The organism is Serratia plymuthica (assembly GCF_018336935.1).
Classification (GTDB): Bacteria; Pseudomonadota; Gammaproteobacteria; order Enterobacterales; family Enterobacteriaceae; genus Serratia; species Serratia plymuthica_B.
This window is the reverse complement of sequence record NZ_CP068771.1, coordinates 1,534,087-1,553,728: the sequence shown is the minus strand read 5'-3', so window position 1 is coordinate 1,553,728 and position 19,642 is coordinate 1,534,087. Positions and strand designations below refer to the sequence as shown.

Below are 19,642 nucleotides of genomic sequence, written 5' to 3'. Positions count from 1 at the left end.
AGGATGCAGTAACGCGCTATGACTCAATACGCTTCCCCGATTTTGACATCGCTGCTTGATACTGACGCTTACAAGCTTCATATGCAGCAAGCCGTGTTCCATCGCTACCCCGCGATCAGCGTGGCGGCGGAATTTCGCTGCCGTGGTGATGAACTGCTGGGCGAATATGCCGACGAAATCCGTGCGCAAGTCGCGCTGATGAGCCAACTGGCGCTGACCGAGGCTGAATTTGGCTATCTTTCAGGGTTGCCTTTCTTCCGCCAGGACTACCTAAGCTGGTTGCGTGATTTCCGCTATGACCCGCAGCAGGTTCAGATCGACGATCGCGACGGCAGACTGCATATCCGCATTGCCGGCCCGTGGCGCGAAGTGATTTTGTGGGAAGTCCCCCTGCTGGCGGTGATCAGCGAAGTGGTGCACCGTCACCGCTCGCCGCAGGTCACGCCGGACATGGCGGTAGCGCATCTGCGCAGCAAACTGGCGCAGTTCAAAGCCGTGAGCGCCGATGTGGATATCTCCCGCTTCAAACTGATGGATTTCGGCACCCGCCGCCGCTTCTCCAAAAGCGTGCAGCAGGCGATCGTCAGCACGCTGAAAAACGAATTCCCTTACCTGGTCGGTACCAGCAATTACGATCTGGCGCATCAACTCGGCCTGACGCCAGTGGGCACCCAGGCGCATGAATGGTTCCAGGCGCATCAACAGATAAGCCCGGTGCTGGCCAACAGCCAGCGCGCAGCATTGCAGGCCTGGTTGGACGAGTACCCAGACCAGCTCGGCATCGCGCTGACCGACTGTATCGCCATGGACGCCTTCCTGCGCGATTTCGGCCCGCAGTTCGCGCCGCGTTATCAGGGGCTGCGCCATGACTCCGGCGACCCGTTTGAATGGGGTGAAAAAGCCATCGCGCATTACCAGAAATTGGGTATCGATCCGATGAGCAAAACGTTGGTGTTCTCCGACAACCTGGATCTGGACAAGGCATTGGCGCTTTATCGCCACTTCTATCAGCGCATCAACCTAGTATTCGGTATCGGCACGCGCCTGACCTGTGACATTCCGGGCGTGAAACCGCTGAATATCGTCATCAAACTGGTCGAATGCAAGGGCAAGCCGGTGGCTAAACTGTCCGACAGCCCGGGTAAAACCATCTGCCAGGATCAGGCCTTTGTGAAGGCGTTGCGCAAAGCCTTCGATCTGCCACTGGTGAAGAAAGCCAGCTAAGCGGCCAGCCGCTGCAAACGATAAAAAGCCGGCCGAAAACTTCAGGCCGGCTTTTTATCGTTTATTAAGACACTTTCCGTCGCTCCCTTTTCGCCCAGCCCCAAGAAATGTTGCACCAATCCGGCGATTTCTGCTTGTGCTCTGCATCGCGGCAAGTAACATAGCAGCATCCCCATATTGTTGGGTTGTAAGCTATTTCCAAACCAAATTATAAAGAGAGAAATCTATGAGCGTAGTGCCTGTAGTCGACGTACTGCAAGGCCGTGCTGCGGTTGACAGTGAAGTCACCGTACGCGGTTGGGTGCGTACCCGGAGAGATTCTAAAGCTGGTATCTCCTTCCTGGCCGTCTATGACGGTTCCTGCTTTGATCCGTTACAGGCCGTCGTTAATAATTCTCTGCCGAATTATCAGGATGAAGTGCTGCATCTGACCACCGGCTGTTCGATTGAAGTCACCGGCAAAGTCGTTGCCTCACCGGGCGAAGGCCAGAGTTTCGAACTGCAGGCGACCGCCATCAAAGTCGTTGGCTGGGTTGACGATCCGGACACTTACCCGATGGCGGCCAAGCGCCACAGCATCGAGTACCTGCGCGAGGTGGCTCACCTGCGCCCACGCACCAACCTGATCGGCGCCGTGGCCCGCGTGCGTCATACGCTGGCGCAGGCGATCCACCGTTTCTACCACGAGAACGGGTTCTTCTGGGTTTCCACCCCGCTGATCACCGCCTCCGATACCGAAGGCGCCGGCGAAATGTTCCGGGTTTCGACGCTCGACCTGGAAAACCTGCCGCGCACCGATAAAGGCGCGGTTGATTTCAGCCAGGACTTTTTCGGCAAAGAAGCTTTCCTGACCGTTTCCGGCCAGTTGAATGGCGAAACCTACGCCTGTGCGCTGTCGAAAGTGTATACCTTCGGCCCAACCTTCCGCGCAGAGAACTCCAACACCAGCCGCCACCTGGCGGAATTTTGGATGATCGAACCGGAAGTGGCGTTTGCCGATCTCGAAGACATCGCCGAACTGGCGGAAAAAATGCTGAAGTATGTGTTCCAGGCCGTATTGAACGAGCGTATGGATGACATGCAGTTCTTCGCCGAGCGTGTGGACAAAGATGCGATTGAGCGCCTGAAGCGCTTTGTTTCTTCCGATTTCGCCCAGGTAGATTACACCGAAGCGGTGGAAATCCTGATCGCCTCCGGCCAGACCTTCGAAAACCCGGTATCCTGGGGCATCGACCTGTCTTCCGAACATGAGCGTTATCTGGCCGAGAAACACTTTAAAGCGCCGGTGGTGGTGAAAAACTACCCGAAAGACATCAAAGCTTTCTACATGCGCATGAACGACGACGGCAAAACCGTCGCGGCCATGGACGTGCTGGCTCCTGGCATTGGCGAGATCATCGGTGGTGCCCAACGTGAGGAACGTTTGGACATATTGGATCAGCGCCTGGAAGCTATGGGTCTGAATAAAGAAGATTACTGGTGGTATCGTGATCTGCGTCGCTACGGCACCGTTCCTCATGCCGGTTTCGGTTTAGGCTTTGAACGTTTAATCGCCTATGTGACTGGCGTGCAAAACGTACGTGATGTCATTCCGTTCCCACGCACACCGCGTAACGCAAGCTTTTAATTAATCAGTCTAAACATTTCCAAATAATTTAGTTACAAAACCAGGGCCAGCTTTGCTGGCCCTTCGCATTTTTTAATATTGACCCGCGTCACAAAGTTCCCTAAACATTACATTTTGTTACATATACTTTCCTTTTGAAACCTCATTAGGACATTGGTAGCATTTTCGTTCTAGATTAACCCGCCTGCGAATGGAACACTGCGTGCAGACACAGGACGACACCAATCTATCTACAATAGTTCCAAAAGAATTATTGGCGGCAGTGGCAAAGGTGTCCGAATAACACCAATGAGGGTAATAATGATGAAGCGCAACATTCTTGCAGTGGTAATCCCGGCTCTGTTAGCTGCTGGTGCAGCAAACGCAGCTGAAATCTACAACAAAGACGGCAACAAGCTGGATCTGTACGGCAAAGTTGACGCACGCCACCAGTTTTCCGATAACAAAGGCGATGACGGCGATCAGACCTATGTTCGTTTCGGCTTCAAAGGTGAAACTCAGATTGCTGACCAACTGACCGGTTACGGCCAGTGGGAATACAACGTTCAGGCTAACCATGCTGAATCAGATGGCACCAAAGGCACCAAGACTCGTCTGGGCTTCGCAGGTCTGAAATTCGGTGACTACGGTTCATTCGACTACGGTCGTAACTACGGCGTACTGTACGATGTAGAAGCTTACACTGACCAACTGCCAGTGTTCGGCGATGATACCTTCTACAATAACGATAACTATATGACTGGTCGTGCTAATGGCCTGGCAACTTATCGTAACAACAATTTCTTCGGTCTGGTTGATGGCCTGAGCTTCGCGCTGCAATACCAAGGCAAAAACCAGAACGATCGTAGCGGCGAAGGCAAGCGTAACACCCAGAACGGTGACGGCTTCGGTATTTCTTCTGCCTACGACATCGGCGCTGGCGTGAGCATCACCGGTGCTTACTCTTCTTCGAACCGTACCGACGAGCAGAAAGCGATCCACAGCGGCAACAAAGCTGAATCTTACGCTTTCGGTGCTAAATACGATGCGAACAACGTTTACCTGGCTGCGATCTACGGTGAAACCCGTAACACCACGCCATTTGGTAACACCGATCAAGTTGCCGACAAAACTCAAAACATCGAGTTGGTTGCTCAGTATCAATTCGATTTCGGCCTGCGTCCATCCTTGGCATACCTGGAATCCAAAGGCAAACACCTGGATTCAGTATCAGGCAACGGTGCTAAGTTCTCTGGCGGCGATGCAGATTTGGTTAAATACATCTCTGTAGGCACCTACTACTACTTCAACAAAAACATGTCCACCTATGTTGATTACAAAATCAACCTGCTGGACGACACCGATTACACCAAAGCTGCCGGTGTCTCTACCGACAACATCGTTGGTGTTGGCTTGCAGTACCAGTTCTAATCTGATGGCTTAACGGCAACATTTTTGCCGAGTCAGTGAAAAAACAGGGCTTCGGCCCTGTTTTTTTTTTATGCCGCGAGTAACTTTTTATTCTGCCAACGCCCCCTTCTCCCTCATTTTTTATGCCGAACCAGCCCCCTTCACAAGATCGATGTGTTTTTCTCGCAAACGGTTGGCAAAGCGCATAACTGGCGCTACCCTGATGCTTCTGTCTGCTTAACTCCGAGCCATGGAAGCACCTGACATGTTTGAAAAAATCACTGCTGCACCCGCCGACCCAATCCTGGGTCTGACCGACATTTTCCGCGCGGACGCCCGCCCTAATAAAATCAATCTGGGTATTGGCGTTTACAAAGACGAAACCGGTAAAACGCCGGTGCTGACCAGCGTGAAAAAAGCTGAGCAATATCTGCTGGAAAATGAAACCACCAAAAACTATCTCGGCATTGAAGGTATCCCTGCGTTCGCCAACTGCACGCAAGAGCTGCTGTTCGGCAAACAAAGCCCAATCATCGCCGACAAGCGTGCACGTACTGCGCAAACACCTGGTGGCACCGGCGGCCTGCGTGTGGCAGCGGACTTTATCGCCAACCAGACCAGCGCAAAACGCATCTGGATCAGTAACCCAAGCTGGCCGAACCACAAAAACGTGTTCAGCGCCGTTGGCCTGGAAGTCCTGGAATACGCCTACTACGATGCCGCCAACCATGCGCTGGATTTCGATGGCCTGCTGAATAGCTTGAAACAGGCTCAGGCCGGCGATGTGGTGCTGTTCCACGGCTGCTGCCATAACCCGACCGGCATCGACCCTACCGCCGAGCAGTGGGCGCAGCTGGCAGAGCTGTCCGTCGCCAACGGCTGGTTGCCGCTGTTCGACTTCGCCTACCAGGGTTTTGCGAAAGGATTGGAAGAAGATGCGCAGGGCCTGCGTATTTTCGCCGCCAAACACCAGGAACTGATCGTCGCCAGTTCTTACTCGAAGAACTTCGGCCTGTACAATGAACGCGTCGGTGCCTGCACGATCGTAGCCGCCGATGCAGAAACCGCAGATCGCGCCTTCAGCCAGGTGAAAGCCGCTATTCGCGCCAACTACTCCAACCCACCGTCGCACGGTGCCGCCGTCGTGGCGACCATCCTGGGCGACGATGCGCTGCGTGCCTTGTGGGAACAGGAACTGACCGATATGCGTCAGCGTATCCATCGCATGCGTCAGCTGTTCGTCAATACGCTGCAAGAGAAAGGCGCAGAGCAGGACTTCAGCTTTATCATCAACCAGAACGGTATGTTCTCGTTCAGCGGGTTGAGCAAAGAGCAGGTGCTGCGCCTGCGCGAAGAGTTTGGCGTTTATGCGGTCAACTCCGGCCGCATCAACGTTGCGGGCATGACGCCGGACAATATGGCGCCGCTGTGCGAAGCCATCGTCGCCGTGCTGTAAAACGTTGCTGCTGCAAATACAAAAGGGGCGCTTTTAGCGCCCCTTAGTTATTTCTGCCGGGAAATAACCTTACCAAATAGCCGGCTCTTCGCGCAGGAACGGGTTGGTTTCACGCTCCTGACCAAAGGTGGACATGGGCCCATGGCCTGGAATAAACGCCATGTCATCGCCCTGCGGCAACAGCTTGGTACGAATAGAGTTAATCAGCGCCTGATGATCGCCACGCGGGAAATCGCTACGGCCTACACCGCCGTTAAACAGCACGTCGCCCACCAGCGCCAGCCGCGCCTTTTCATTAATAAAGACGATATGGCCAGGCGTGTGGCCAGGGCAATGCAACACGTTGAACGTCATCTCGCCCACCTGCACCTTGTCGCCTTCTTGCAGCCATTGGGTCGGCGTCAACGGCGCGCACTCTTCCAGCCCAAACATCCGGCTCTGCGCCGGCAAGCCGTCCAGCCAGAAAGCGTCTTCCTTATCCGGGCCGTAAATCGGTACCTGATAATGCTCAGCCAGTTCCGCTGCGGCACCTACATGATCGAGATGGCCGTGCGTCAGCAGGATCTGCGTGATCGTAACGCCCTGTTTCGCCACTTCGGCCTTCAATTTTTCTGCCTCGCCACCGGGATCGACCAATGCCGCCTGTCGCGTGCTTTCACACCAGATCAGGCTACAATTTTGACTGAAGGCGGTAACGGGAATAATTTGGTATTTCATAAGGCTCCAACGACAACAGCGCCACACCCTCGCAGGCTGGCGCTATTCACAATGGTGTACAGCGATTACCAGGTCCGCACCGGGCCGGTATCGATGTGTACAAAGTTGCTACGTGGGTAATATCCTACACCACCACCGCGCATTTTTAACGCCGCTTTACGGATATTACTCAACTGGATACCTTCGATATGGAAATCCATCGCCTGGCCTTTGGTGTGATAGCTGTGCTTGGCCACACCGCGGCTGCGCTCACGCAGCTCGTTGTTGGTATCCAGAGAACGGTAACCTGAAACCAACTGCACCGGCTTGTTGGTACCCAATAGACCTTGCAGACGATAGAGCTGATCAAACAGACGGGGATCGATCGGCTTAACCTTATTGGCGCGGTAATCACGGAAAAGATGATTAAGACGAACCAGCTCGTCTTTATTATAACCTTTCCCATCAAAGAATTCGGCCTTCAACGATTCGCCCGTATGCATGTTATTTACGACCAGAATACGTGGGCGTGAAGTAGAAAGGCTGGCAAAAGCCTGCCCAGGGAGCAGAGCTATACCCATGGCAGCGCTACCTAACGCCAGCCATTTACGGCGATGATGATCAATTTTGTCCATGTTTCTGTTAAACCCGGCAAGAATATCAAAATATATGCACAAAACAGCGCACTGCCCGAACCATAACCGCCCACACAGCCTGAGTCAACCCGTGATGTCCCGCGGTTTGCAGGCACCCACTGAATGAGTGCCTGCATCATGGTCCGATATTCAGACCGTTATTTATTTATAATTACTGCATTTATTGCATTAATTTTTCGGCCTGAGCCAAAATTTGTGCACCCGATCTCACCGTATCATCGTAATTGTAAATATCTGTACGAAATTGTGGCTTTCCGTCATCAGAAACCCAGGCGGTTAAATAATACAATTTAACCGGAATATGCTGTCGAATATTTACGTAGGTGGTATTTCCCCCTTTAAGGGTGGAGGAAACGCGGGTATTGTCCCAGCCAGCATCTTGCAGCAGCATATTAGCCAAATCAGATGCCTTGTTAACGCGCACGCAACCGGAACTCAGGGCACGAATATCTTTCTGGAACAGATTATGGTTCGGCGTATCGTGCAGATAGATAGCGTCCGAACTCGGCATGTTGAATTTGAAACGCCCCAGTGAGTTGGTGGCGCCTGGCGCCTGGCGGATGCGGTACGGGAAATTACGCGCAGACACCATGTTCCAGTCAATCATCGCCGGGTTAATGACTTCAGCGTCATTGCTCCAGCCGGAAAGCACGGTATAGCCGTGTTTCTGGAAATAGCTGCCGTCACGCATTGCCTTTGGCACAATATCTTCGCGTACCAGCGTAGTCGGCACATTCCACGGCGGGTTGACCACGACGTTGTTCAGCGCACTGTTCATCAGCGGCGTCTTGCGGCTAGGCCGACCGACGATGACCCGTGAGGAAAGCACTTCATTGCCGTTCTGGTAGTAAGTCAGCGAGTAATTGGGAATGTTAACCATGATCCCGGTGTCGACGTAGCCTGGGAGGATGCGCAAACGCTGGATATTCAATGCCAACAGCGAAGCGCGCATTTGCGGCGACACGTTGAGCCATTCGCGGGTACGGGCGCCAATCACGCCGTCAGCGGCCAAGCCTTGCCATTTCTGGAAGCGTTTAACGCCTTCGACCAGATCGGGGGTATAAGCGTTATCAGTGACGGTCACCGGGGCGGCAGGCTGCTGGGCGAATGGCGATTCCGGCGATGCGGAAAGATCTTTTACCGGTGCGGCAGACGGGCTGATAACCACACTTTTGCTCTCGCGGCTTTTTTCTTCATCTACCGACAAGCCGCCATCGTCCGGTTCATTGCGCGAACCGGTCAGTACCGCAGGCGGCTCCTGCGTTTGCACCGGTGCTGCGGTAGTGGTCAGCATGCCATTGCGCGCCAGGATCTCACGCAGGGCGGCAATGTCGCTGCTCAGTTGATCGGGGCGCAAGCTCGGACCGTTAGCCATCTGCGGCCATGGACGGTTGTCGGCCAGCATCTCGCGCAGCGCCTGATGCATCTTGGCATATTGCGGGTGCTGAGGCGCCAGCTTGGTGACATAAGCCAACGTATTGCCCTGACGCACCGCCAGTTGCCATTGATTGATCACCGCATTAGGCGGCAGGCCGAGCTTGTAGGGAATATTGCTATACAGCCAGTTGTTACCGTTGGCGCCGATGGCTGAAACGAACTGCAAATACCCCAGCATAGCATCAGACAGGACAACGTCGCGCGCCACGCCGGTGATCGCCGGATCGGTCAGCAGCTTCACCCATTGGGTAAACTGCGGCTGCACGCCGGATATGGCCAGTTCGGCCAACTGTTGCTGGAACTGCTGAACCGCCTCGCGATCCTGCCACATCAATTGCATTCGGTTCGCAGCGTACAAAGGAGCCAGCGTTGAAAGATAGTACGGTGTAATCCCTTTCGGCAATGCTGCCAACAATTCCGAACGGCTTTGCGCAACTGACATGCCGGATGACGCCACCGGAAACGCGGGCACGGTTGCCCATGCGGGTAACGACGACGCAAGCCCAGATGCGATTGCGCAGCTCAGCGCCAGACGCCGTAAAGTGTTTCCATTTTTAAGCAACATCCATTGCCCCCTGTATGCTCACAAAAAATACATCAAAAACCGCTTATTAATTTCAGTATACGAACAGAAAGGCCATTTTGCCCTTGGACGCCGTTAATAACTGTTATTTCATTAAGCTACCCGTTTTTTAGCGGATAAAAAAGCAGGACCATCATCCATGCTCACAAAAAAATAGCCACCCCAGGGCGGCTATTTTCAGATTATTAGCGGACTTTTTTGCGTTTACGGCGTTTCTACCGTAGCCGCGCCCAGCGCAGGCGGCTCATTGGCGAAACCGCGCAGCCCCACTACGTGCACGTGCTCATGGTTCTGGAACACCTTACGCACCAGCTTATAAGTGGTGCCTTTTTCCGGGCTGATGTTTTCCGGCGCGGCGATAATCAGCTGCATTTCCAGACGATCGCACAGCTCGAACAGCGTTGCGATGGACTTGGCATCCAGTCGCGCCGCTTCATCGAGGAACAGCAGGCGGCAAGGTGAGATATCCTTGCCACGCAAACGGCGTGACTCCTCTTCCCAGCTTTGCACCACCATCACCAGAATCGACATCCCGGTCCCTATCGCTTCCCCGGTAGACAACGCGCCGCTCTCGGCACGCAACCAACCGTCGGAGCCGCGGAACACTTCCACTTCCAGCTCCAGATAGTTACGGTAATCCAGCAGCTCTTCGCCGATCGTCTGCGGCGTGCGTTGCCCCATATCAATCTGCGGGTTCAGGCGCTGATACAACTTGGCCAACGCTTCAGAGAAGGTCAGACGGTTGCTGTTGAACAGATCCTGATGCTGCTCTCGCTGCTCGGCAAGCACGTCCAGCAGCGTCGCATGCGCTTCGCGCACGTTGACGTTCAACCGCACGCTCTTCACCTGGCCGAAAGACACCGCCTGCAGACCCTGGTTGAGCATGCGGATGCGGTTCTGTTCACGCTGGATGGTTTTGCGGATGATATTCGCCACGCTCTTGGAACTGATCGCCAGCTTCTGCTCACGCGCGGTCAGTTCTTCGGTCAGGCGACCCAGCTCGATTTCCATCTGTTCGATGGCCTCAACCGGGTCATCGGTACGAATGATATCCTGGCGGATACGCTCGCGCAGATGCTGATACACCGCGATATAGAACTGAATCTTGCGTTCCGGGCGTTTTGGATCTTCCGACAGGCGCAATACATCGCGCAGATGTTCGTTATCCGACACCGCCAGACGCAGCGCACCCAGTGCCTTATCCGACATCGAACGCAGCTCGTCACCGTCCATATAAGCCAGTTCGCGACGGTGCAGACGGCGCTCAACGCCGTTGTCTTTCACCATGCGCATGACCGCACACCAGCCCGCCTTGGCGGTCACCACCTGCTCACGCAGTTGGTAATAGTCGCGCTCCAGCTTGCGCAGTTTCTTCTGCAGGCTGTCCATTTCCGCTTCGCAGAAGGTCAGCTGTTTTTCCAGTTGATTACGGCGTGCGCGGTTGGTACTCAGCGCCGCATGCAGCTCGTCACGACGCGCTCGTGCACGCAATTCGGCATTGGCATCGGCTTGCACGCCGATATCCACCAGTTCCTGGCTCAGCTCTTTCAGCATGTCGCGCTTGGCGTCATACGAACTTTTCAGCGATGCCAGCACCTGGCTGTACTGGGTAAATTGGGTTTGATACTGGCGCAGTTGCTCACGGGCGCGGGTACGTTCCGCTTCCGCATGCTCCAGACGCTGACGCAGCTTGTCGTTAAGATCGTTATTGGCGTTCTGCATGCCGGCGGAGTCGGTATAACCAAAGTGCGCACGACGCTGTACCACTTCGATCAGAGCAAACGCCTGCTGCTTGGCCTGGCGCTGTACGCTCTGCGCCTGGGCGTAATCCTGCTGCAGCTGTTCATGCTGTTGCGGATCGCTTTGCAACACCGACAGCAAAGGTTCCAGCTTGGCCAGGGAGACGCCGTGTTGCTGAATATGGCGCGCGGCATCCTGCGACTCTTCCAGCTCTTCGCGGATCTCTTCCACCCGGTCCTGCAGGGTGTCGTCGTTCAACAGTGACACCAACGGCATCAGGCGGTTGAGCGCCGAGATGCCCTCTTTCGCCTGATCGTACTGCTGCCGCTGCTGCTGGTTCTGCGCTTCATGGTTATTCAGCGCACGCTCGATTTCACCGCGACGGGAATTGAGGCCACGGATTTCTGCTTCCGGATCGGCGTCAAACGCCACCGCCAGATGGGAGCCGATAAAGCGGCTGAAAGCCTGATGCGAACGCTGGGTCTTTTGCACGTCGAACGACAAGGTCGCGTAGCGCTCAGCCAACGTTTCACGCTCGGCATGCAGCACTTCCAGGCGATTTTCACGCGCGGCGCGGCCAAACAGCGGCACTTCCGGGTAACGCGAATAACGCCATTGACGATCGGCGGTTTTCACCAACACCGCTCTGTCTTGCTCTTCGACGGCGAACACGCTGTCATCGAACGACTGCGGATCCCCTTCGATCAGATAGAGATCTTCCGGGCAGTCTTCGAGCCCCTCCAGCATCTCGCGCACCAGCGACAGATCCGGCACTACGATCGCGTGACGCGATGGGCCGTACAGCGCCGAGAAGTAAGGTGCATCGTCGATGGTGACATCGTCGTAAATTTCAGAGAGCAGCACGCCGCCAAAACGTTCGGCCAACGTCACCAGACGCTGATCTTCGGCGCCGCCAGGCTGGCTAAGGCGCTCGATCTGCGCTTCAACTTCGCGCTTGCGGGCAGCCACTTCGTCGCGCTCAACGGTGGTTTCACGTTCGCGCTCCAGCAGTTGCTGCATGAACTCGGTCACCTGCTGGCTGTTTTCCAGCTCTTCACCGCTCTGCTCGCTAAGCTGACTCAGGGAATCCTGTGCCGCCAGCCAGACTGGCGCACGGGCGGTCAGCTCACGGATACGCTGCTGGATCTGTTCCAGTTCCTGACGCATTTCCATCCGTCGCTCACCGGCGTCACTGACGCTCTGCGACAGCGACTCCAGACGCTCTTCCAACTCTTGCAACAGCGCATCGAGATCGTCCGGCTGATACTCCTGGCCGTGGCGCTTGCAGAACTCCTGCAACAGACGCTCGGCATCTTGTTGGGAGCGCAGACGCTGTTCCAGCTCGCTCAGGCGCATGCGCAGCGGCTGTACGCGTTCGGCAAGGTGCTGCTGCGAAGGCCAATCGCGCAACAATTCGCGCGCGCATTGCCAGGCTTCGCTGCGGCTGACCTGGCCGGCGATTTTACCCACCAGCTGATAAGCTTGTTCAAACTGGCCGTGCGCGGCGTCGGCCACGCTCAGTTTCTGTTCGAGCATCAGCAACGCTTCCGTCGCTTCCTGCTCACGCGCCTGGAAGGTATCCAGCCACTGTTCGGCATTTTCTGCAGTCAGCTCCGGCAGTTGGCACAGCCCACGCGCGCGCTCCAATGCCTGCAACGCCTGCTGATACTGAATGGCGCGGGTCTGTTGCACGTCGAGCGCCTGCTGGTAGTCGGCAAGCTGGCTTTTCAGCTCATCCACTTCCAGCTCGGCCGCCTCGGCGCGCGCTTCGTTTTCGGCCTGCTGCTCACTGGCCTCGGCAACCACTTCGTTCTGTTCTTCCAGGCGGTAGGTCAGCTCTTCCAGATCGCCCTCATAACGCTCGATCTTTTCCTGCTGACGCATCGCCGTCTGCACCAGATTCAGGTGATCGCTGGCGGCCTGGTAGTCGGTTTCCAAATCGGATTCCGCGCCGCTCTGCTCTGCCAGCTCACGCGCCATTTCCACGTGGCGATACTGCTCGGCGGCCAGCTGTTTACGGCTGCCCAGCAGATCGCTGCGCAGCGCCAGCGCGCCATCCAGATGAATGCGCCGCTCGTTGGCATGGCGCATATAGTCTGCCGCCACGTAGGACGTGGCTTCGGAGATCAGGTGTTTGAACAGGTCACGGTCCGACTGAGTGACGCGAATCGCTTCCAACGTCATGCGGTTTTCGCGCAGCGCTGCTTCCATATCCTGGAACGCCTTGCGCACGCCGCTGTTCTCCGGCAGCAAATAGTCACGCAGCGAGCGGGTGATGGCGCTGGAAATCCCGCCGTAGAGCGAGGCTTCGATCAGGCGGTAAAACTTGCTGCGATCGGCGGACGAACGCAGGCGTTTCGGGATCACGCCCAGATCGAACATTAAGGAATGGTAGTCGGTGATCGAGTTGAACTGCTTGAACTGCACGCCTTCCATCTCTTCGACGCGCTCTTTCAGTTCCTGCAACGTCAGCACGCGCGCCTGGCGCTCGCCTACCGTTTGGGTCAGCAGTTCAGTCGGCTGTACCGCGGTCGGCAGGCCCTGAATGGTGAACGGCTTGATGTCCACCTTGCGATCGCGGCCGGCCACCTGCTGCAGACGCACACCGACCACCACGCGCTGATGGCGTGAATTGATCACATCCAGCGTGGAGTAACAGACCCCGGCGCGCAGCTTGCCGTGCAAGCCCTTGTCGCGCGAACCGCTGGTGGCGCCGGCTTCGGTGGTGTTACGAAAGTGCAGCAGCGTCAAATCGGGGATCAGCGCGGTGACGAAAGCCGCCATAGTGGTGGATTTCCCGGCCCCGTTACCGCCGGACAGCGTGGTCACCAGCTCATCCAGATCAAAAGTACGGGCAAAAAAGCCGTTCCAGTTGACCAGCGTCAGCGAGCGAAATTTACCGCGTTCAATCATTCCTGTTCATCCTCTGCACTGTCCGGAGTGTTATCAACCTGCTGGTCTTCAGCTTCGCTCTCGTCATTCAGCGACAAGCTGTTTTCAACCGGCATCGCCTCACCGTCACGAATCATGCGCAGTTGCGCTTCACGCGGATCGTCACCGCTGCGCACGTCGGCGCCAAAGCGGAACACGGCTTCGGTGATGCGGAACTTGCTGCTGTCATTGCCCATGAAATAGACCATGCCCAGACGACGCAGGCGATTCAGCGAGGTACGCACTTTTTCGTGCAGTTTCTGACGATCGAGATCCGAGCCGGTGGAGCGCTGGTTAACGAACTTCAGCAATTTGGTCTCATCCGCCAGGCTCAGCAGCTCGTCGTACAGCTCCTGATGGCTGAAGATCCCCTCATGCGCCAGGCGCTCGGGGCTGAGATAGAGATAACACAGGATTTTTCCCACCATCATGTCCAGTTCGGACAATACCGAACGCGGGATCAGGGTAGTGGAACGCGGGCGCAGGTAGAAAAACCCTTCCGGCGCACGGATCAGTTCCACGCTGTAGCGGGTGTAAAATTCTTCCAGCTCGTCCTGGAAATCCATTAAGAAGGCATGGTTGTCCAGCTCATCGATACCGATGTGACGACCCGCACGCAGTTGGCTGTCGAGCGCAGGAAACAGCGCGTTAGACAATGCCTTGGCCAGCTTGACTGGCATTACTTGTTCAATATTTGTCGATGACATGGGCCTGGACCTTGGCTCCGTAATCATTGATTGCCTGCCATTGTGCCGGCAACCCTGAAAAATCTGCTTCAGCCACACCAAGGCGCACAGCCTGGTCGACCACTAAACGTGCCACGTCAAAATGACGCGCACGCGGATATTGCGCCAGATAATCGCGCATTACCGCCCCTAAATTGAGCGGCATCTGTTGTTCCTGATAAATCTTCAGCGCCTGTTCGATCATTGCCGCCAGCTGTTCGCGGAGCTCGCTGAACTCTTCGAACTCCAGATCCGGCGGCAGTTCCCCGGTCACTTCCTCGCTGCGCAACGCCAGTTCTTCGTCGCGCATATCCAGCAGACGAGAGGCGGAGGCGTGGGTCAGCGTCCATGGGTTGTCGAAATAGTTTTGCACCGATTGGCGCAAACGCTGAGCGAACACACGGTTCTTATCCATGTCGATCGCGGTACGGATAAATTTATGCACGTGGCGGTCGTAACCGATCCACAGGTCAATCGCCTGTTGGCCCCAACTGATAATGCGGTCAAGCTTGTTTTGCAGATCGAACACCAGTTTGTCGACGAAGCCCAGTTCCATCCCACCCAGCGTCGCATCCTGAATGCGCAACAGGTTGGCCTGCAGCTTGTCGCCCGCCGCTTCCAGCGTATCCTGCAGCTCGCGCAAGGTGCCGGAAGTCTCGGACAACAGCATTTCGCAACTGGAGATAGCCGCCCGCCAGTCCTGGTTCAACAATGCCGCGATATCGTCCTTCACGCCCTGCTGTTGTTCATCCATCAGCCGCTGGGTCATGTCGATACTGTCGAAGATTTCCGCCACCGAATATTTCAGCGGTGCAAACACGTTGCGGTGCCAATGGAAATCATCCCCGCCCTCTTCGGCGGCGTCGGCGGCGCGCTTTAGCTCCTCCGCCACGATCGACAGCTGCATCGACAGGCGCAACGTAGAGAATTCGCGCTGACGGATGTAGTAATCGGTGATACCTATGCCCAGCGGCGTCAGACGATAAATGGCGTTACCGTCTGCCAGTTCGCTGGTAAAGCGGTTTAACAGGCGCTGGCGCACCATGTCGTTAATCGCATTGTTGGCGCGGACCGCCACCGTTTCATGCGTCTGTTCGAAACCCTTGCTGACATGGCGAAATGCATCAACCAGCTCACCTTCGCTCATCTCGCCGTCCAGCCGCTCGCCGTTAAGGGTGGCGATAGCGAGCAAAAACGCGAGACGCTCCGTAGGGAGCGAAATAGAGAAATCATTTTTCCGTGCCCAGGCGACCAGTTCGGGTACTGTCTGGGAAAATTCACTCATAGTTCGTCCTTCAGGTTTGGTTTATGCGCCATGACGTGAATATAGCGCCCCAAACTCACGTACGGCTCCTGCCGGCAATAGTGCTGTTCAAGCGCCAGTAACTCTTCAAATTTTTGCGTCTGTAGCTGCCTGCTCTGCAGATAATCGTGGAACACCCGCACCCCGGTTTTCCCGCTGATGCGCATGCCCATTTGCTCCAACCAGCCATACACCTGCGGCGGGCTGTGCGGATACTGCGGCGACAAAGAGCGCTTTCTGCGCCTTCTGACCTCGGGATTCACCAGTTGGAAATTACCCAACACCACGTTGCGCATCAAGAGGCCATTGGCATTAAAGAACATCAATGACAGCGCGCCGCCGGGTAACAGGCAGTTGAACAACGCCTGCAACGCCACCTCAGGTTCAGCAATCCATTCAAGCACCGCATGGAACAATATCAGATCAACCGGCTGTTCCAAGTGCTGACCAATATCCTGCGCTGAACTTTGTATGAATTGCATGTTCTGGCTCACACCTTTCTGTTCGGCCAGTTGCGCAGCGCGTTGGATCATCTCACCTGAAAGATCGCACAACAACACCTGATGTCCTAATTCTGCCAGTTGACAAGCCAGGTGGCCTTCGCCGCCGCCGGCATCCAGAATGCGCAGCGGCCGCTGCGGCAACTGGGCCAGCAGCGTGGTCAGGTCCTGCCAGACTACCGCCTGACGGATCTTCCCTTTGGTGGTGCCGTAAATATTACGCGCAAACTTTTCAGCAATATCGTCAAAATTGCGATCCTGCATGGACAACGGCTCCGCTGATCTTATCCTGATGGGGGCAAAGCGCCAGCCCATTCAAACCTGCTATTTTGGCACAGACTGGCTTAGAATGAATCTTCTTGCGGCCTGATTGTGCCCGGATGTCGTTTTTTCGCCCAAAAGGACCTGATTTTTGATGCTGTTCAACCTGAAAAAGTTCATTGGCGCCATTTTAATGCCGTTACCTGCGCTGCTGCTGTTGATGGGGCTGGCGCTGTTGCTGCTGTGGTTCACCCGCTGGCAAAAAAGCGGCAGAGTAATTTTATCACTGAGCTGGCTGTTTTTACTGCTTTTCAGCCTGCAACCAGTGGCCGATCGCCTGTTGCGACCTATAGAGTCTGAATATGTAACCTATCGTGGCAATGATCAGGTGAATTATATCGTGGTGCTGGGCGGCGGCTATACCTTTAACCCGGATTGGGCTCCCAGCTCCAATCTGATAGGTAACAGCCTGCCACGAGTGACGGAGGGCGTGCGCTTATATCTCGCGCATCCGGGGAGCAAGATGGTGTTCACCGGTGCCGGCGGCGCCAATACCTTGAGCAACGCAGCAACAGCGGCGCGGGTAGCGGAAAGCCTGGGGGTGCCGCGTAGCGATATGGTGTTATTGGATCGCCCGATGGATACCGAGCAGGAAGCGTTGCAGGTGTCGAAGCTGGTCGGCCGGCAACCGTTTATTTTGGTGACCTCCGCCAACCATTTGCCGCGGGCAATGCGCTTTTTTGAAGCCAAAGGGCTGCACCCTATCCCGGCGCCGGCCAATCAGTTGGCCATCAGCTCAAGGCTGAACATTTGGGATCGCGTGGTACCTTCGGCCATGTTCCTGGGCCACAGCGAACGTGCCTGGTATGAAACGCTGGGCAGCCTGTGGCAATCGCTGAAAGGAGCAGATGAAGCCGCTGTCGATTAACCCGCAAGCCAGGGCAGCAGCTGTTTCGATGCATGGTCAAACAGCTGCCGGTCCAACTTGCCGGTGTGAATCAAGCGCCCTGCCGCCTCCCACACGCCATATAGCCAACGCCGCACCAGGAACGACTCCGATACCGGGGCCCGCTGCAAATAATAAAACATCAGTTGGCTGGGCATCCCCGTCTCGCACAACCGGAACAGCTCATATTCGCGCGGGGCCCACAGCATCATCCCAGGGTTGAGCATCGCCAGCAGTTGGTCGCTTTTGGCATCCTTCAGCATACTGCGTAACGACAGATTGCCATGCACCAGCACACAGGGGTCGTCGAAACCGACAAAAAAATGGGTCAGCGCTTCTCGCGTACGGTACAACAAGCGGCGATCGGCCATCGTCAACTGCGGTGAGTTGAGGTTGCCGAGCGTCGACCACAGCACCTCGATCCGCTGCTGATACCAACAAAACCAGTCGTTTTCCTGCGTGCTGTCAACCGTACCGACGCAACCGTGGCTGTCAATACGGTGCCAAGCCAATACGCCATCAACGATTTGTTCCATCAGCATATTCCAGCGATCCGGCGTGCGCGTCGGCGCCTCTACCGATACCCCCCGCAGACGCTCGACCAACAGAATCTCTTTATAGGGCGCCTGATGGGTATAGACCACGCCATACACCGTCGGCAGACGGATATCGCCTTCACGCGCCAGCATCGACAGCTTATAGGCTTCCTGCTGGGCGATCCCCTGGCAGACAAAGCTTTTTGCCATCAGCGGGATCGCGTGGCCCTGTTGATCGTACAGTGAATACATGTGTGCATAAGGCTGTTCGCTGACGCGTTCCAGCCGGCTGATAGATTCGCCCAGCACAATGCTCAGTTCGGCGCGTAACTGCTCCATAAGGAAATAACCTCAAAAAATAAGGAGGAGACGCTGACATCATCGAACGGTAAGCAAAAAAAAGCTTCAACGCAGATCAACAAAATGGGGATAAAAAGGCGGGAAATTGTACTGCCGACACGCCAGGTGGCATGCCGGCGTTTAATGCTCAGCCTTTGATGCTGTCGCGCACGCGCTGCAGATCTTCCGGCGTATCAACACCCACGGTCGGAATGGCTTTAGCGACCGCCACGTGGATTTTTTCACCGTACCACAGCACCCGCAGTTGCTCCAGCAGCTCAATTTGCTCCAGCTGGCTTGGCGCCCAACTGACATAACGGCGCACAAAACCGGCACGATAGGCGTAAATGCCGATGTGGCGCAGCAAGCTGTCGCCGATACTTTCTTTGGATTGAGCAAAACGTTCCCGATCCCAGGGAATAGTCGCGCGTGAAAAATAGAGCGCGTAACCCTGCGCATCCATCACTACTTTGACGGCATTGGGGTTAAAGGCTTCTTCCGCGCTGTCGATCGGTACCGCAAGAGTGGCCATGCCGGCCTGGCTGGCTGCCAGGTTTTCTGCCACCTGGCGCACAATGACCGGCGGGATCATCGGTTCGTCACCCTGCACGTTAACGATGATTTCGTCATCGGCAAAACCATAGTGCTCGATCACTTCCGCCAGGCGTTCGGTGCCGGAATGATGATGCGGACTGGTCATGCACACTTCGCCACCGGCGGCTTTGACCGCTTCGGCCACCTCGGGGTGATCGGTCGCTACGATAACGCGGCTGGCGCCGGATTCACGCGCACGTTCCATTACGTGCACGACCATTGGCTTACCGTGAATATCGGCCAAGGGTTTGCCCGGCAAACGGGTTGATGCGTAACGGGCTGGAATAATAGCGATAAAACTCATGCGTGTTTCTCATCCAATGACAGCGCACGCGCTTCGTTTTCCAGCAGAACGGGAATGCCGTCACGCAGCGGATAGGCAAGGCCGTCCACTTTGCAGACCAGTTCCTGATTTTCTTTATTGAAATAGAGCTTACCGTTGCAGACCGGGCAGGCAACGATTTCGAGTAAACGGTGGTCCATGCTTCCTCCAGGGTGGAGATCTAAAGTGCGTGAGAATAGCATAACGCTATGCGGCAGGTTAATCACCGGCTGTTTTACCGCTGCATTTTAATCTGACTCCGGGATTGAATTGACGGCGATGCAAGCGTAGAATTTTGTGATGCAAATCACAAAAAAACCATCCATGATTAAACGTATTCACAAAATCATCGCCCTGTTCGCCAATTTCAGCAACTG

Annotated in this window: 16 protein-coding genes; 6 read left to right on the top strand and 10 right to left on the bottom strand. The window is 55.7% G+C overall.

The genetic code is table 11. The features are described 5' to 3' along the window. Window positions 1–18 precede the first annotated feature (18 nt). From pncB to JK621_RS07300, 4 genes are all read left to right on the top strand, one after another. The gene (pncB, locus tag JK621_RS07315) at window positions 19–1,224 is read left to right on the top strand and encodes a nicotinate phosphoribosyltransferase (RefSeq protein ID WP_212559236.1); all 1,206 of its coding nucleotides are present in this window, start codon (window positions 19–21) and stop codon (window positions 1,222–1,224) included. A 226-nt stretch (window positions 1,225–1,450) separates the two neighbouring features. Then, the gene (gene asnS / locus JK621_RS07310; RefSeq protein ID WP_006320763.1) at window positions 1,451–2,851 is read left to right on the top strand and encodes an asparagine--tRNA ligase; all 1,401 of its coding nucleotides are present in this window, start codon (window positions 1,451–1,453) and stop codon (window positions 2,849–2,851) included. A gap of 300 nt (window positions 2,852–3,151) precedes the next feature. Continuing rightward, window positions 3,152–4,261 carry a porin OmpC gene (ompC, locus tag JK621_RS07305; RefSeq protein ID WP_283249349.1) on the top strand — a complete coding sequence of 370 codons (1,110 nt, stop codon included), beginning with the start codon at window positions 3,152–3,154 and terminating at the stop codon, window positions 4,259–4,261. A 244-nt stretch (window positions 4,262–4,505) separates the two neighbouring features. After that, the gene (locus JK621_RS07300; RefSeq protein ID WP_212559235.1) at window positions 4,506–5,696 is read left to right on the top strand and encodes an amino acid aminotransferase; all 1,191 of its coding nucleotides are present in this window, start codon (window positions 4,506–4,508) and stop codon (window positions 5,694–5,696) included. A gap of 69 nt (window positions 5,697–5,765) precedes the next feature. On the opposite strand, the gene JK621_RS07295 is transcribed toward JK621_RS07300, so the two are convergent. From JK621_RS07295 to ldtD, 3 genes are all read right to left on the bottom strand, one after another. Beyond that, window positions 5,766–6,413, bottom strand: a complete 648-nt coding sequence (locus tag JK621_RS07295) for an MBL fold metallo-hydrolase (protein WP_212559234.1) — start codon at window positions 6,411–6,413, stop codon at window positions 5,766–5,768. 65 nt (window positions 6,414–6,478) lie between these two features. Then, complete coding sequence (locus tag JK621_RS07290; RefSeq protein ID WP_212559233.1) at window positions 6,479–7,027, bottom strand: YcbK family protein; 549 nt, start codon at window positions 7,025–7,027, stop codon at window positions 6,479–6,481. A gap of 181 nt (window positions 7,028–7,208) precedes the next feature. Further along, window positions 7,209–8,927: a L,D-transpeptidase gene (gene ldtD / locus JK621_RS07285; RefSeq protein ID WP_249337152.1), complete on the bottom strand. Its 1,719-nt coding sequence runs from the start codon at window positions 8,925–8,927 to the stop codon at window positions 7,209–7,211. Here ldtD and JK621_RS25335 point away from each other — a divergent pair. Then, window positions 8,926–9,147 (top strand): hypothetical protein, encoded by a 222-nt coding sequence (locus tag JK621_RS25335; RefSeq protein ID WP_006324566.1) that lies wholly within the window; start codon window positions 8,926–8,928, stop codon window positions 9,145–9,147. The genes ldtD and JK621_RS25335 overlap by 2 nt on opposite strands. 125 nt (window positions 9,148–9,272) lie before the next feature. Here JK621_RS25335 and mukB read toward each other — a convergent pair whose 3' ends face one another. Genes mukB through cmoM form a run of 4 tightly spaced genes read right to left on the bottom strand, consistent with a single transcriptional unit; the run spans window position 9,273 to window position 16,531 of the window. Continuing rightward, entirely contained in the window at window positions 9,273–13,721 is a 4,449-nt protein-coding gene (gene mukB / locus JK621_RS07280) for a chromosome partition protein MukB (RefSeq protein ID WP_212559231.1), read from the bottom strand. Continuing rightward, window positions 13,718–14,446, bottom strand: a complete 729-nt coding sequence (gene mukE, locus JK621_RS07275) for a chromosome partition protein MukE (RefSeq protein WP_006320785.1) — start codon at window positions 14,444–14,446, stop codon at window positions 13,718–13,720. Before mukE ends, mukB begins: the two co-directional genes overlap by 4 nt. Continuing rightward, complete coding sequence (mukF, locus tag JK621_RS07270) at window positions 14,427–15,749, bottom strand: chromosome partition protein MukF (RefSeq protein ID WP_212559230.1); 1,323 nt, start codon at window positions 15,747–15,749, stop codon at window positions 14,427–14,429. The genes mukE and mukF overlap by 20 nt, the downstream gene beginning before the upstream one ends. Continuing rightward, the gene (gene cmoM / locus JK621_RS07265; protein ID WP_212559229.1) at window positions 15,746–16,531 is read right to left on the bottom strand and encodes a tRNA uridine 5-oxyacetic acid(34) methyltransferase CmoM; all 786 of its coding nucleotides are present in this window, start codon (window positions 16,529–16,531) and stop codon (window positions 15,746–15,748) included. The genes mukF and cmoM overlap by 4 nt, the downstream gene beginning before the upstream one ends. Window positions 16,532–16,682: 151 nt before the next feature. Between cmoM and elyC the strand changes: the two genes are divergently transcribed. After that, window positions 16,683–17,456, top strand: coding sequence for an envelope biogenesis factor ElyC (elyC, locus tag JK621_RS07260; RefSeq protein ID WP_212560148.1), 774 nt, complete (start codon window positions 16,683–16,685; stop codon window positions 17,454–17,456). On the opposite strand, the gene JK621_RS07255 is transcribed toward elyC, so the two are convergent. The 3 genes from JK621_RS07255 to JK621_RS07245 all read right to left on the bottom strand — a co-directional run bounded on the left by JK621_RS07255 (window position 17,453) and on the right by JK621_RS07245 (window position 19,426). After that, on the bottom strand, window positions 17,453–18,349 hold the full coding sequence (locus JK621_RS07255) for a YcbJ family phosphotransferase (RefSeq protein ID WP_212559228.1): 897 nt from the start codon (window positions 18,347–18,349) through the stop codon (window positions 17,453–17,455). The two genes, elyC and JK621_RS07255, sit on opposite strands and share 4 nt — an antisense overlap. Before the next feature lie 148 nt (window positions 18,350–18,497). Beyond that, window positions 18,498–19,247, bottom strand: coding sequence for a 3-deoxy-manno-octulosonate cytidylyltransferase (kdsB, locus tag JK621_RS07250; RefSeq protein WP_126481641.1), 750 nt, complete (start codon window positions 19,245–19,247; stop codon window positions 18,498–18,500). Next, the gene (locus tag JK621_RS07245; protein ID WP_006320791.1) at window positions 19,244–19,426 is read right to left on the bottom strand and encodes a Trm112 family protein; all 183 of its coding nucleotides are present in this window, start codon (window positions 19,424–19,426) and stop codon (window positions 19,244–19,246) included. The genes kdsB and JK621_RS07245 overlap by 4 nt, the downstream gene beginning before the upstream one ends. Between the last annotated feature and the right edge of the window lie 216 nt (window positions 19,427–19,642).